The 13,301-nt window shown below is 59.2% G+C and carries 15 protein-coding genes and 1 tRNA gene; 7 read left to right on the forward strand and 9 right to left on the reverse strand.

Going from position 1 to position 13,301, the window contains the following annotated elements:
• Positions 1–2: 2 nt before the first annotated feature.
• The 3 genes from SA339_12360 to SA339_12370 all read right to left on the reverse strand — a co-directional run bounded on the left by SA339_12360 (position 3) and on the right by SA339_12370 (position 1,416).
• A complete protein-coding gene (locus SA339_12360; protein MDW5564006.1) occupies positions 3–275 on the reverse strand; it encodes a DNA-directed RNA polymerase subunit H in 273 nt (90 codons plus the stop codon).
• Between the two features lie 123 nt (positions 276–398).
• Positions 399–540: transfer RNA gene (locus tag SA339_12365), tRNA-Lys, on the reverse strand.
• Between the two features lie 153 nt (positions 541–693).
• Entirely contained in the window at positions 694–1,416 is a 723-nt protein-coding gene (locus tag SA339_12370) for a DNA alkylation repair protein (protein ID MDW5564007.1), read from the reverse strand.
• A 79-nt stretch (positions 1,417–1,495) separates the two neighbouring features.
• On the opposite strand from SA339_12370, the gene SA339_12375 reads away from it, so the two are divergent.
• The 4 genes from SA339_12375 to SA339_12390 all read left to right on the forward strand — a co-directional run bounded on the left by SA339_12375 (position 1,496) and on the right by SA339_12390 (position 4,067).
• Positions 1,496–2,242, forward strand: a complete 747-nt coding sequence (locus SA339_12375; protein ID MDW5564008.1) for a metallophosphoesterase family protein — start codon at positions 1,496–1,498, stop codon at positions 2,240–2,242.
• 327 nt (positions 2,243–2,569) lie between these two features.
• Positions 2,570–3,559, forward strand: coding sequence for a magnesium/cobalt transporter CorA (corA, locus tag SA339_12380; GenBank protein ID MDW5564009.1), 990 nt, complete (start codon positions 2,570–2,572; stop codon positions 3,557–3,559).
• A 61-nt stretch (positions 3,560–3,620) separates the two neighbouring features.
• Positions 3,621–3,791: a zinc finger domain-containing protein gene (locus SA339_12385; GenBank protein MDW5564010.1), complete on the forward strand. Its 171-nt coding sequence runs from the start codon at positions 3,621–3,623 to the stop codon at positions 3,789–3,791.
• 9 nt (positions 3,792–3,800) lie between these two features.
• Positions 3,801–4,067, forward strand: a complete 267-nt coding sequence (locus SA339_12390) for an elongation factor 1-beta (protein ID MDW5564011.1) — start codon at positions 3,801–3,803, stop codon at positions 4,065–4,067.
• A 56-nt stretch (positions 4,068–4,123) separates the two neighbouring features.
• Here SA339_12390 and SA339_12395 read toward each other — a convergent pair whose 3' ends face one another.
• From SA339_12395 to SA339_12410, 4 genes are all read right to left on the reverse strand, one after another.
• A complete protein-coding gene (locus SA339_12395; protein ID MDW5564012.1) occupies positions 4,124–4,567 on the reverse strand; it encodes a DNA-binding protein in 444 nt (147 codons plus the stop codon).
• Between the two features lie 35 nt (positions 4,568–4,602).
• Positions 4,603–5,943, reverse strand: a complete 1,341-nt coding sequence (locus tag SA339_12400; protein MDW5564013.1) for an NADP-dependent malic enzyme — start codon at positions 5,941–5,943, stop codon at positions 4,603–4,605.
• Positions 5,944–6,572: 629 nt separating this feature from the next.
• Positions 6,573–7,130 carry a hypothetical protein gene (locus SA339_12405; GenBank protein MDW5564014.1) on the reverse strand — a complete coding sequence of 186 codons (558 nt, stop codon included), beginning with the start codon at positions 7,128–7,130 and terminating at the stop codon, positions 6,573–6,575.
• Between the two features lie 237 nt (positions 7,131–7,367).
• On the reverse strand, positions 7,368–7,955 hold the full coding sequence (locus SA339_12410; protein ID MDW5564015.1) for a hypothetical protein: 588 nt from the start codon (positions 7,953–7,955) through the stop codon (positions 7,368–7,370).
• Positions 7,956–8,676: 721 nt separating this feature from the next.
• Between SA339_12410 and SA339_12415 the strand changes: the two genes are divergently transcribed.
• Together SA339_12415 and SA339_12420 are read left to right on the forward strand one after the other, a co-directional pair.
• Entirely contained in the window at positions 8,677–10,293 is a 1,617-nt protein-coding gene (locus tag SA339_12415) for a radical SAM protein (GenBank protein ID MDW5564016.1), read from the forward strand.
• A 46-nt stretch (positions 10,294–10,339) separates the two neighbouring features.
• Complete coding sequence (locus tag SA339_12420) at positions 10,340–11,440, forward strand: DNA primase large subunit PriL (protein MDW5564017.1); 1,101 nt, start codon at positions 10,340–10,342, stop codon at positions 11,438–11,440.
• Here SA339_12420 and SA339_12425 read toward each other — a convergent pair.
• Positions 11,391–12,086 (reverse strand): CDP-alcohol phosphatidyltransferase family protein, encoded by a 696-nt coding sequence (locus SA339_12425; GenBank protein MDW5564018.1) that lies wholly within the window; start codon positions 12,084–12,086, stop codon positions 11,391–11,393. The two genes, SA339_12420 and SA339_12425, sit on opposite strands and share 50 nt — an antisense overlap.
• Positions 12,077–12,601 carry an adenylate kinase family protein gene (locus SA339_12430; GenBank protein MDW5564019.1) on the reverse strand — a complete coding sequence of 175 codons (525 nt, stop codon included), beginning with the start codon at positions 12,599–12,601 and terminating at the stop codon, positions 12,077–12,079. The genes SA339_12425 and SA339_12430 overlap by 10 nt, the downstream gene beginning before the upstream one ends.
• Before the next feature lie 400 nt (positions 12,602–13,001).
• Between SA339_12430 and SA339_12435 the strand changes: the two genes are divergently transcribed.
• A complete protein-coding gene (locus SA339_12435; GenBank protein ID MDW5564020.1) occupies positions 13,002–13,301 on the forward strand; it encodes a DUF3243 family protein in 300 nt (99 codons plus the stop codon).

A 13,301-nucleotide genomic window follows, 5' to 3' on the forward strand; every position in this document is an offset into this window, starting at 1 on the left:
TCTCACCCCTTGAGCTCCTTGCTGATCACAAGGCGGTATACTATGAACTCCTCGGCGGTATCGCTCTTCCGTCTGATTTGGATTATCCTGCCGGGGTTGATAGGTCCCTCGATGCGCTCTAAGAGCCGGATACAAGAATCGTCCCTCCGGATCTTCGGCAACTGGTCCCTAGTTATTTTCAAATTGGCCAAGACCTTCTCGGCCTCCTGCTCCGAGAGCAGGGAATGCTCTGGCACGAGATCGTGCTCCAAAACGTGTAAATCCGACTCTACCACCTAGTTCACCTCGCCCGTTGTTGCTGGAAATTGGTTTTGACTAAGAGTCAGGGTTATAAAAGACCGCCGCGCTGGCTTCCCGAACGTTACACCTTCCATCGTTCCTCTCCTATATTTCCAGGGCGGGCCCGCGGGGATTTTCGGAGCGCACGGGAAGGCCGTGCGCCTTTCGAACCCCGGACCACCTGGTTAAAAGCCAGATGCTCTTTCTAGGGATGGTGATGAGCTTCCCCGCCACCGTCCTACCTAGCTGAGCTACGGGCCCATTGCAAGCTAATAGGCATTGCAGAACCCCATGTAAAGACTCTAATTATTTAAAGGTTATCAAGAGGGTGGGGCCAGAGCTGGAACAACAGCGGTTTTCGAGGTCTACCGCCTCGGTCGGCCGCTCCCCTAATAGACGTACGATATTGAAAACTTAGGGCTTGCCGTGTTTTTTGATCTCCCGCGCCTGCAGGCGGGCCTGCACCACATCGTCCCTCAGCTCCCGGAGCGCGTCGGCGGCAATCCACCGTGCCGCCTTGCTTTCGCGGCCAGCGATCCTAAGAGCGCACTCCACCGCCGCCCGGTTGAGCTCCATATCCCGCTTTCCAATCTGTCGGAGAGCCCAGTTGACCGCCTTGCGCACAAAGTTGCGGTCGTCGTCCGCCCCATTCTCGATAACCGGCAGGAGGTCCAGGAACCGGGCATCGGGGGCCTTCTTGTCGTGAACCGCCAGAACGGCCATGAGCACGAAACCGGCGCGCCTGACGAACTCCTCCGGGCGGCGGGGCCACTCGACCGCCTTGGGCCACGCGTAGGGCGTTGCCACGAACAGGTTGGTGCAGCATTGGTCGCACAGGTCCCAGGAGCGGAATTCCAGGGCCCACGCCTCCATCTGCTCCTCGGTGACCGTGGTCGGCTCGTCGACCATCGTTGCCAGTATTCTTGCCTCGTGGACCCCGGTGGACCACAGCGCCGCGGCGACCGCATGGTTCTTTCCCAGGCGCCGGGCCATGGCCCTCATTTGGGGTACCGATGACCCACCGAGGGCGGCGGTGGTATCGATGCCGTAGCGGGCCATGCCCGCCCGGGAAGCCTCGTTTGACCTAGCCCTCAGCTCGTCCATGACCTTCGAAACGCTTTCTTCCTCGCCGTTCACATCTCAGGCATGTGGTATGGCGGTAAAAATGACTCGGACGGAGCGAACTTTATCTCGCCCCCCGGGCATCGTGGTGATGATGAAGATCGCACACATTTCGGACCTGCATTTCTCCTCCTCCCTGTTCGTTCAGGAATACGCGGACAATGTCGCTCGGACGATCCAGCAGGAGGGACCGGACCTGCTGGTGGTGACCGGGGACCTGACCACCGACGGCTATGTCGCCGAGTACGAGGCGGCCAAGCGGTTCCTGGACCGCCTGGAAGTGAAAGACCGGTTGATCGTGCCTGGCAACCATGACGCCCGGAACCTCGGCTACACCATCTTCGAGGAGATCATCGGCCCCCGCTTTCCCCTTTACCACGGGGAAGAGGTGACCGTGGTCGGCCTGGACTCCACCGAACCGGACGTTGACGACGGGCATGTGGGGAGGGAGCACTACGACGATATCCGCAACCACCTGTCCGGCCGGGGAGTGCGCATAGTGGCGCTACACCATCACCTGATCCCGATCCCCGGGACGGGGCGAGAGAGACAGATCCCCACCGACGCCGGAGACCTGCTGGGCATCTGCAAGGAGGCTGGGGTGGACATCGTGCTATCGGGCCACAAACACCTGGCGTGGGTGTGGAACCTGGACGGATGCTTCTTCATCACCGCGGCCACCTCCACCTCCCGCCGCCTGAAGGGGCGCTCCCGGCCGGCCATGAACATCATGGATATCGAGGGCCGGGAGCTAATGGTGCGCGAGATCAGGACCGACGACCGGCATGAGGAGGTCGTCCTCCGGGCTCGTCTCAGGGACCGGTCAGTGACCTCTCCCTGACAGGAGGAGCTTACCGTTCCTACTTCCTGCCGACGCCTCGGCAGAACGGACGACCACAGGCCGGATGACGGCGGGCCATGTACCGTTGCCCCTATTCGTCGCTGCGTCGAGTCAGCACGCTCGCATTAACGCGGCTTAGGAGACGAACGATACCTGTGATTTTATTCGTTCAAGCTTGCCGGGACTTCTGCCCCAGTCTGACATTTTTATTGGCATCGCAGCTTGGCCGCAGAAGATCACACATCCGGTGCGGCTTCCTCCTCCCGCTGTCGCTGAGGACTCCACCGCACACGAAGTTGAAATCACCCCTCATGCATTATCATCTCGATGTCCGGGACCGGCGGGACGACCATTACCGTTATGGCCTACGACAGTACGGCGGTCGTCCGTGAGGAGGTCAGCGGCATCGGCCAGGCCTTGGACCGTATCGGGCTGCGCAAGGTCACCTGGATCATCGTGAGGGGCAAGCTCGGCGAGGAGGACCTAGAGGTGCTCAGGGAGCGCCTCCATCTTCATCCCGTGGTGATCGAAGAGATCGCCGAACACCTTCCTGCCCGCCCCAAACTAGTGGATTTCGAGGAGCATATCCTGATCACCTGGCGGCTGCTCAAGCTGGAGAACGGGGAGGTGACCGAGGGGCAGGCTATCAACCTGCTGGGAAGGGGGTTCCTGGTGACCATCGTGCCGGAGAAGCACCGCTTCTCACGGACCATGGAAGCCCTGGGCAATGAGCACAACCAGGTCCGGAGCATGGGCGCCGATTACCTGCTCTACGACATCATCGATGCGGTCATCGACGACTACTTCGCCATCTCCGAGGACCTGGGAGACATGATAGAGGACGCCCAGGATAGGGTTCTGACGGACACCGGGACCCGCTCATTGACCGAGGTCCAGCACCTGCGGAGGGTGCTGATTAAGGTACGCAAGGCCATCTGGCCGCTCCGAGAGGCCATCAACGTCCTGGTGAAGGGGCAGTCGGACCTGGTCGACGACTACACCGCCCCTTACTACCGGGATGCTTACGATCATACCATCGAGCTTATGGATACCGTGGACACCCACCGCGATATGCTCGCCGAGACCCTGGATATCTACCAGAGCAACGTGAGCAATCAGCTCAACAATATCGTCAAGGTGCTGACTCTCATCTCGGTGGTGTTCGCTCCCCTGACCTTCATCGTTGGCCTGTACGGAATGAACTTCCAATACATGCCCGAGTTGAGCTCTCCCTTTGGTTACCCTGGAGTGCTGGCATTGATGGCGGTGGTCGCTCTGGTCATGGTCTTCCTGTTCAGGTATCGGGGTTGGTTCTGAGATTAACGGCGGTCTTATATACCAAGACAAAACTCTATCGGCTCAAATTTCGGTGATCACTATGGAATCAGAGAAGATTTGCAGCTCATGCGGTGTCAGGCTGGGCAAGAACGACGGTATGACGTTCTTCAAGTGCCCCGAGTGCGGCGTGGTGGAGATCGGCCGCTGCCCTAAGTGCAGGGACCAGAGCGTAACCTACACCTGCACCAAGTGCGGGTTCACCGGACCTTAGGTGCGTACCATGGGAAAGGTCGCCGCCGTGTACAACGTCGTTCCTGAGAGTCCTGAGGTCAACCCCGAGGACATCGTCAAGGCCATGCCGTCGGTCCTCCCGGACGGGGTAGGCATCAACAGCGTGAGCATCAAGCCCTTCGCCTTCGGTCTCAAGATCATCGAGGTCACCGCCATCATGGACGATACCTCGGGCATCATCGAGAAACTGGAGGAGGCCCTCAGGTCGATCCCCCAGGTCCAGAGCGTCGAGAACACCACTATCACCCTGGTCTGAAACCACTTCGGCGCATCCGCGCCGGCCCTAATTTTATCTTGTATCTGCACCGAGCCTCAAGGCTCGAGTAACTCGAAGCCAGTGGAGGGGTCCCTCACCTTACGGGCGTTGGAACCGACAAGCTCGAACATTATCACCTCGAGCACCTGCCAGACTACTACCCCGCTGCGAACGCAGCCGGCCGAGGCTTTTCCGTCCCGACCGAATGCCGCGTGCACGTGGAGCATCGGGCGGTCGTTCTCATCAGGAAAAAGGGTACCCACGCCGGCCATCTCACTGACGCCGGGGAGCGCATGCCTCAGGGGCTCCACCGGCCGGGCGTTAGCCTCCTTGGGACCGCAAACGATGCTGCTGCCGCAGTCCGCCGCACCGACCATGAGCACCGCGGCGGCCCGGACATCATGCTCCGAAGCGAACCGCTCGAGGACCTCGTGCACCACCTCTCCCTGCTCCAGCCGGATGATGAAGACTCTGCCCCTGGTCGCTTCGGAATATCTCATGATGCCACCATAGAAAAAGGGTAACGGAAAGGGTTTTACTCGGGAGGGGCGCGGATGTAGTCCTCGTCCATCAGCAGCTTGGTCTCGCTCCTGGCCCTCTTGATGGTACCCTCGGCCCGCTTCCACAGCTCGTCGCGGCTCAACTTGACCCTGGCCACTCCGGTCTCGATAGCCTTCATGGCCACTGCCACGGCTTCCCGGGGGAACACTTCCCAGTCGTCCATGGTGGGCACGATGTATTCCTCGCTCAGGCCCCTGTCCTCGGCAGTCTTGGCGATCTCCAGGGCGGCCGCGATGCACATATCGTCGGTAATTGTTCGCGCCCTTACGTCCAGCGCCCCGCGGAAGATGCCCGGGAAGCCCAGGGAGTTGTTGACCTGGTTGGGGAAGTCGCTCCGGCCGGTGGCCACGATACGGGCCCCCGCCTCCTTAGCCTCCCAGGGCCAGATCTCCGGTATGGGGTTGGCGGTGGCGAAGACTATGGCGTCACTGGCCATGCCCCTGACCCACTCCTTCTTGATCACACCGGGCCCGGGCCGGGACGCGGCGACCACGATGTCGGCGCCCTTCATTGCATCCTCGATGCTTCCGACCACGTTCTCGGCGTTGGAGTGGGTGCACATGAACCACTTCTCGGCATGAGTCTTCTTAATGTCTTCGCGCCCCTTGTGCAGGGTGCCCTTGCTGTCGCACATGACGATGTTCTTGATGTTGAAGCCTGCAGCGACCATAACTCTGGAGATAGCGATGTTGGCAGCGCCAGCGCCGACCATGGCGACCTTGGATTCGCTGATCTTCTTACCCACAACCTTGTGGGCGTTGATGGCCCCTGCGGTCACGATGGTCGCGGTACCCTGCTGGTCATCATGCCATACGGGGATGTCCATCTCCGCCCGGAGGCGGTCCAGGATCTCGAAGCACTTGGGGTTCTCGATGTCCTCGAGGTTTATGCCTCCGAAGGACGGGGCGAGGTACTTGACGGTCTTGATGATCTCTTCGGTATCCTTGGTGGCGAGGCAAATAGGGACGGCATCCACGCCGCCCAAGTACTTGAACAACAAGGCCTTCCCTTCCATGACCGGCAAGCCAGCCTCCGGGCCGATATCCCCGAGCCCAAGAACCCTGGTGCCGTCGGAAACGACCGCTACCATGTTGCCCTTGCTGGTGTGCTCGTAAACCTTCTCGGGGTTCTTCTTGATGTCCTTGCACGGCTCCGCGACACCAGGGGTGTACCATATGGCGAAGTCTTGGAAGTTACGGACCGGGCACTTGGCGGTGATCTCGATCTTTCCCTCGTAGAAGGGGTGGTACTTCATGGCCAGCCTGGCCGGCTCGTACGCCTTTTTCAACAGTTCTTCCTCGGTCTTCTTGTCCATCGTCATTGGGAACTCGCTCCACCGGGCTTGATAGAATCTAGCAGGGCCCGGACCTGCTCGAAATCCTCGATTTCGTTCTTAAACTGTTCGGTGGATTTGTTCCTATGCCGACGCGTTCCCGTTCGCTCTAGGCCGTCGCGCTGCGACCTTCGTAGTGAGATGACGAATTATTCATCATTCTTGTGATTTACAGACGTTATGCGTCGGATGCTTTTCCCTGCCCGCCTGTGCACCTGGGCAGCCCGGCCTGGACTGTCCCTATCTCCGCACCGTTCGGTAAGCTCAGCGGAATTAAGTATGACCATGGTCCAACGACTGAAGGATTCGCAGCAGCGTTCGAAGTGAAGAACAGAGATAGAGTCGTTCTGGGAATGGGCCCCTGCAAGCGTGGAGGTTGAGTTGAGAGGCCATATCCTTGACCATTAGTCAAGAGATATGGTCTCGATGATCTGTCGTTGTAGGAGCCATGGGGCGAGGGGGGAATGTCCAGCCGTGTCGACCGAAAGGGAGCGATTCTTCTTTTTTCTCTTGTTACCGACCATCCATTATTTCGATTTACAGCTGTGTTGAGCGCGGACCGTCAAGCACGGTACCTTGAAAAAAGAATGGAAGTGGTTTAGCGCATGGACCTATACGATCCTGCTTTCCTGTAGATCCAGCATCTGATCTATCCATGCCTGGTCTATTTGATAGCCCCCAACATAAGAGAAGACGATCACTCCGCAGACGTTCTTTTTCTGGAACACATATTCCTTCATCACCACAGTGGAGACCGAGATGGCCTTCAGGTGGCACTGATCGAAGTGACCGCTTACCTCGGTAACCGGCTGGAATGATTCGTTCTGGATCATGTTCGAATAGTCCGCCTTGGCGCTGGCGACGGAGTTGTAGGTCAGTATCTGGCAGGAGACCTCGGCAAACGATTCGGTCGCCCCCCTGGTGATCGAGTTATTGAACACAGAGTAGGCCCAATCGACCCCTGGATGATCTGGCAATTCTAAGGTTGTCCCGGATGTACGCCACCCTGATGGGAAATCGGATTGCTTGAGCACCATTTCCTGGGAAGTGCTCTTGACATTGGCTGATGCATTCATCACCGTCATAGCCACCGCAGCAACGACCAGCACTGCGACGATGATGATCACTGCGACGATGATCGTCTTGTTCGACTTCCTAGGTGGTGGCACGGGCGGTATTTGCGAGTACGGTATCGGAGCTTGCGCTATGGGTGGTGGATTGTTCTCCATTTGTTTCTCTCCTATATCCCCAGCCAGGAAACGGCCTCATCCAGCTTATAATTATTGTATGGATAAAAATACAGATCGCTGTCATCATCTCAACTATCCATGAAGAAACGAGTGGGTGACGAACTGTCCTTCGTCCATCGGAAGGCTGACAATTTGCGTTGTCAGGCTGAGCTTATCTCATTTCGATCTCATCTTAGTGGCACCCCAGAGCGCGGTCATTGCGCACATTGTCCCCGGAATAATGAAAACCACGCTGGGCAAAGGGATGTGCGCTACCCCGACGATAGTAAAGATTGCGGCAAATACGATCACAACGCCCATAGAACCGTACAGGAACATTCTCTTGCCCTCCTCGCGGTTCTTGGCTACGAGGTCGGCCTTCTCTAACTTCAAGCGTTCCCCATTCTCGGTGATTGTCTTCCCTTCTACAAAGCCCCAGCATTCCTCGAGGAGCATGCCCCAGTTCAATCGCGCATCTTCGGCCATCTGAGCGAGGTCCGAACTGTTAATCATGACCGGGGACGCGTTTACGGATACCACCACTCCGTTCGATGATTGGGATAAGTCGAAGGTTAGCTCCTTCTTGGCATTTCTTTTCCAACCTTTCACGGTCCTGTGGGAGCCATGGATGGCCTCTATGCGTGTCGGCTCGGTACCAACGACCTTCTTGGCATCCTCTTTGGTCAGCCAAACCATGATCTTGTCGAAGACCTCGTTCGCTCTCTTCCCTTTAAATTCATGCGAATACTGGAAGCTAATTGCCAACTTTCCACCAAAACAGTAAATGATTGTGTTAAAATAATAATTCTGGTATTTTCTGGATTATAAGATTCTATCAGCATCGACTACACATGTGAGTAACGTTCGAGCCTTCGACCACTCACCCCTTTGAAATCCATAGAGGCATCGTTCACAAAATTTATGTGATGTTGCACCTTGAAATGGGTCCGATCACTGCATGGATGATGCTTCCCCATGATAACTCCCATGCAGGGGTCGTCCGGCCCGCCCCTTATTCCAGCTGAGGCGTCTGTGGGCCGGACGTAATCTTTCACGATTACATGTGAAACAGGTCGCTCTGGACGATGAGATCTCATTGCGAAATTGATTTAAACTTGCATGAGGCAGCTCGTTTCGAAGGGGAAGCCACACTCTCCATCCTCATCTGCCAAGGTTGGTGCAATCCCACAGATTCAAACGCGTGTCTAGGCACAATTCTCAGGGGCTTCCCCTTCATCTTCGCATCATAGCGATGGCCGCTAGCATCAAACCTGGTTGGTTCCATGCCTACTGATGTTCGTCCACCAGAAGATTGAGCATCGGCTCTGGTGCGCTACTCGATGATGAGAACGATGGCCGCATGAAGACATGGAAGGCCTCTAGCCACTGGTGTCATCGGACAGGGCAGCAATCGGGATATCACCAAGCCGCTAGGCAGGATGGTCAAGAGCTATGGTAGATATACGCCCGGTCCATTCCATCATCCATGACCAGGGTCCTCCGGGCGCTCATTATCGACGGGTACGTTGACGAGCCTGCCTGCCTGGGAGTACCGCCATACATATCTCCACAGGTCAGGGCCGCGGTGGGCGCTGCGCGCGCGGCCGGAGCGGAGGCGGAGTATGTTACCATCGATCAGGTACGCCAGGGCGTCGCCCTGCCCCACGCCGCGGTGAGTCTGGTCCTGGCCGGTTCCGCCGTCCCGGGCAAGTATCTCAGGGCCATGCCCGCATCGGGCAGGGAAATCGTAACCCTCGCCGAGCGGCTGCCGGGGATCAGGGCGTTGGGCGGCCCGGCCGCCCTGGACCCTAGCTACGCCGGGAAGTTCGATCACCTCGCGAACCGGGACCCCGCTGCCTCGGTCCATGACCTGCTCACCGCAGGAAGCGCGAGCGAGCGATGGAGGTCGATGGAGGAATGGAACTCCTGGCTACTGGCCGGGGCGGACACCGTCCTCCGCCATCCCGATTTCCCACAACCGATGGTGGCCGAGGTCGAGACCTACCGTGGGTGCGTGCGCTATGCCTCGGGGGGATGCTCATTCTGCGTGGAGCCGATGAAGGGGAGCCCCTCGTTCCGGGATGAGGAGGACATCATTGCCGAGTGCCGGAAGTTGCGGGAGCTGGGGGTCGTCAACTTCAGGCTCGGGGCGCAGACCTGCATCGTCTCGTATAAAGCCGACCTGAGCGCCGGGGACCCTCCCCGGCCAAACCCCGGGGCGGTGGAGCGTCTGTTCTCTGGCCTGTCTTCGCTCAGGCCGGACGTGCTGCACGTGGACAACGCCAATCCCGCGGTCATCGCCTCCTACCCCGAGGAGTCGTCGGCGGTCCTGCGGAGCCTGGTCCGGAACTGCACCCCCGGCAACGTCCTCGCCCTCGGGCTGGAATCCGCCGACCCGGCGGTGAGGGATGCCAACAATCTGAATGCCAACGCCGAGCAGGCCATGGAGGCCATCCGAGCGATCAACCGCGTCGGCGGTACGGTAGGCCCCACCGGGCTTCCCCATCTCCTTCCCGGTCTGAACTTCATCATAGGACTGGAGGGCGAGACCAAAGAGGGCTTGGCGAGGGACAGGGCCTTCCTGCGGACCGTCCTGGAGGAGGGATTGCTGCTACGGCGTATCAACGTTCGGCAGGTCATCCCCATCCGCCGGCCGTTCCCGCCGACCGTAAGCCACCAGGACTTCATGCGGTTCAAGGAGTTCGTCAGGGAGGAGATCGATCGCCCCATGCTCGAAAGACTGGTTCCCCGGGGCCGCGTCCTGCGCAGGGTGTTCACCGAGCTGCACGACGGCAACACCACCTTCGGTCGCCAGATCGGTTCATACCCCTTGCTGGTGGGGGTACCTTATACCTTGGAACTGGGCCGGTTCGTCGACGTCAAGGTCATCGGCTGGGGCTTCCGAAGCATCACCGCGATCGAGCATCCCCTGCGGATCAATTCCTGCTCCCTGAAGGCGCTGGAGGCCCTGCCGGGGGTCGGAAGGAAAAGGGCCATTCGGCTCTTCCGCCACCGACCGATGCGGGGACCAGAGGACCTGGCCAGGGCGCTGGACGACCCCCGGGTCACCGACGAGCTACTCGAGCTCGTTGCCTTCCACTGAAGCGTCGATTGGAACTTATTTATCCGCGGATGGCCTGACTTTGACCATGGAGGGCCTCCACCTCGCCAAGTACCCGTTCCTCAAGGATGCGGCGGAGCATGTCAAGGACCAGGGGGTCACCCTCGACGACCTGCTGGAGCATCAGGCCTTCCGCCAGGCCCGGGCACGGGGCAAGGCCAGGGTGATGGATGCCCTGGAGGACGGCATCATCCGTCTCCGTCCCATGGGCACCGAGGCCGAACAGTTGGAGGAGATCCTTTCCTATCCCATGGCCAGGATGTTCGTGTCCAGCGTGGGGGACAAGTTCCTGACGAAACGCTATGCCCTGGCCGAGGGGGTCGCCATGTGCGAACGGCTGGAGAGGGAGGAGAACGATGTGGTAGAAGAGGTGGCCTACCAACTTGGGGTACCGGTCTCCACCGAGCTGGACGCTAGGGAGGAACTCGCGGTCAGGATGCACTTCTCCGATTATCTGCGGTTTACCTCGCGCATGCGAAGCAAGGAATGGAAGCTCGTGAACACCGAGGTCCGGGATGGACATGTTACCCTGAGCCAGGTCAAGTTCGCCCGGGTCATGCAGCAGGCTCTCCAGGACCGCATCGAGTCTGAACTGCCTTTGCCGGTCACAGAGAGCATCACCCGCGCGCTGGGGGAGGACCTGCGGGAGCTTAAGGACCGCACCGCCATCAAGCGAGACCAGTTCAAGGCCGAGGACTTCGGCAAGGTCAGCGTGGAGAACTTTCCGCCGTGCATGAAGCACCTCATCGGCATGGCCCAAGCCGGGGAGAACATTCCGCACTCGGGACGGTTCGCCCTAACCGCCTTCCTGCATCATGTCGGTCTTTCCTCGGATGATATCCTCGCGCTCTACGCTACCTCCCCCGATTTTGATCAATCGAAGACCAAGTATCAGGTGGACCATATCACCGGGGAGACGTCGGGAACCGAGTATACCCCACCCGAATGTGCGACCATGAAGAGCTACGGGATCTGTTTCGAGCCGGACTCGCTGTGCAACCATCCCAAGGAGTACGTAAAGCATCCTCTGTCGTACTACCGCATCAAGAACCTCCCCCCGAAGAACGCACGGGGCAGGCCTAGTCCGTCACCTTCCTCCAGATCTCGACCGCCCGCTGGACCGCGGTGATGTTGCCGACCACGGCGAACCATAGCATCACTATCTCGAAGGCGGAGAGGCGCACCGTATCGGTGATCTCCAGGTAGGAGAGCTGATAGAGGGACATGGAGGAGCCGAACCCTACGTCTCCAACTAGGAGGAAGACGAAAAGGGCCTGCAGGAGAGGGGCAATGGTGAGGAGGACAACCCGGTCGGCCCTTCCCAGGAGCCCGGCGTACAGCCGCCCGGCCCCCACCGCCTGAGACTGCGTGCCCATGTAGCTTGTCAGCAGCACCCCGATTATGGCCAACATGCCGATGTACGGGTTGCACCATGCGGATACCGCCACCGCACCGATCATCACCACGTCAGAGTACCGGTCCAATATGTGGTCCAGAAGGTCCCCCCTCCTCGATGCCCGGCCTGTCAATCGGGCGACCTTGCCATCGATGGCATCGAGGAATCCGCTGGCGAGCACGGCCAGAGAGGCTAGGACCAGCATGACGATGATTTCCGTGGTCGTGCCGCCCTGAGGACTGAAGAAGATGAGCGCTCCGGCGACCCAGGCCAGAACGAAGGACGCCCAAGAGATCGTATTGGGGTGGAACCTCGACATCGCCCGTGCCACCGGCAGAATGATGAACTCCACCCGGTCCCGCTTTGTGTCTAGTACCATCCCAGCACCTCCTGGCTCCAGTCGATATTCCCTACTGCGTACTTCTCCCTTTCCCCCGCCAGTATCTCCTCCACGGCATCGGCGACCTCAGCCGGGGTCATGTCAGTGGTGTCAATCTCCAACGTTTCCTGCTCCGACTCGACTGCCTCTACCAGGATGACGTCGAGGGCCTCGGCCTCCATGTTCTCCCGGACCTTAGCCTCCGACCATCCCCGGGCCTCGAGCCGCCGCTCCAGCACCGATGGACTGCAGCGGAGCACGATGATTAAATCGGCCCCCACGAGGTGGGCGAGGTGACCGATCAGCACGATCTCGCCATCCGGTAGCAGATCGGGAAGGCGTTCTGCCAGGTAATCGGGGTCGACCTCCAGGCTCCCCCTTTCCTCGTCCATGCCATCGTGGAGGGCATGCTTCTTGATGAGGTCGCCCAGCTCGATGATCTCCCGACCTCTGGAGGCCAGGATGGCCCCCATGCTGCTCTTCCCCGTCCCCGGCGTGCCGGTGATCGCAATCATCACACGCTGAGGAACAGCCCCCGCGAATAAAAAAACATCCATATTTTGAGGGGTTTGGGGCAAAGCCCCGGGACCCCTCGTCCCCGTGGACCCTCCTCCTATCTCAGGTCATCGGGAAGCTTTCTACCGCATATTAAAACGGTTTTGTAGCATGCTACAATAACCTTCATATATCAAAAATTGAAGGATGTCCGTTTCCTACCATCAGGCCAGTGCCGGAGGCTCCGGAGCGCCCCCTTATCGGCCCAAATATTCAGGGGAACGCTACCACGGACCGCTGCCTCTGAAGAACCGCGCTCGGTCCTTCCTCGCCATGACGCCCGTTCCCCATCACACGATGGAAAAAGCATATATGATAACGCCTGGAGTATGCAACGTCCGACCGATGAGGTGAAGGCATATGAGAGAGACCCAGACGGAGCAACAGGAAGAGCAGGTGACCATGTGCATAAACGCCCTGGACTTCACCAAGGATTGGACCACATGGAGGGAGACGCTGCAGGACGCCATCGCCGCGGCGCGAGGGCTGGGCATTTCCGACGACGAGATTAAGGACATGGCCCTGCGCCTAGGTGACTTTCTGGCGGAGAAGGTATGCCCTGCCACCAAGGAGGAAGAGCTTATCAAGGATATGTGGGCCGTGGCCGAGCCGGAGGAGAGAAAAGTCATCGCCAACGTCATCTTCCGGATGCTGGAATGA

This window comes from Methanomassiliicoccus sp. (genome assembly GCA_033485155.1).
Taxonomy (GTDB): Archaea; Thermoplasmatota; Thermoplasmata; order Methanomassiliicoccales; family Methanomassiliicoccaceae; genus UBA6.

What these genes read in the sequence shown, in the direction of transcription:
- SA339_12375 (MDW5564008.1), top strand. Translation starts at nt 1,496, where the DNA reads ATGAAGATCGCACACATTTCGGACCTGCATTTCTCCTCCTCCCTGTTC.
- corA (MDW5564009.1), top strand. Translation starts at nt 2,570, where the DNA reads ATGTCCGGGACCGGCGGGACGACCATTACCGTTATGGCCTACGACAGT.
- SA339_12385 (MDW5564010.1), top strand. Translation starts at nt 3,621, where the DNA reads ATGGAATCAGAGAAGATTTGCAGCTCATGCGGTGTCAGGCTGGGCAAG.
- SA339_12390 (MDW5564011.1), top strand. Translation starts at nt 3,801, where the DNA reads ATGGGAAAGGTCGCCGCCGTGTACAACGTCGTTCCTGAGAGTCCTGAG.
- SA339_12395 (MDW5564012.1), bottom strand. Translation starts at nt 4,567, where the DNA reads ATGAGATATTCCGAAGCGACCAGGGGCAGAGTCTTCATCATCCGGCTG.
- SA339_12400 (MDW5564013.1), bottom strand. Translation starts at nt 5,943, where the DNA reads ATGGACAAGAAGACCGAGGAAGAACTGTTGAAAAAGGCGTACGAGCCG.
- SA339_12415 (MDW5564016.1), top strand. Translation starts at nt 8,677, where the DNA reads ATGACCAGGGTCCTCCGGGCGCTCATTATCGACGGGTACGTTGACGAG.
- SA339_12420 (MDW5564017.1), top strand. Translation starts at nt 10,340, where the DNA reads ATGGAGGGCCTCCACCTCGCCAAGTACCCGTTCCTCAAGGATGCGGCG.
- SA339_12425 (MDW5564018.1), bottom strand. Translation starts at nt 12,086, where the DNA reads ATGGTACTAGACACAAAGCGGGACCGGGTGGAGTTCATCATTCTGCCG.
- SA339_12430 (MDW5564019.1), bottom strand. Translation starts at nt 12,601, where the DNA reads ATGATTGCGATCACCGGCACGCCGGGGACGGGGAAGAGCAGCATGGGG.
- SA339_12435 (MDW5564020.1), top strand. Translation starts at nt 13,002, where the DNA reads ATGAGAGAGACCCAGACGGAGCAACAGGAAGAGCAGGTGACCATGTGC.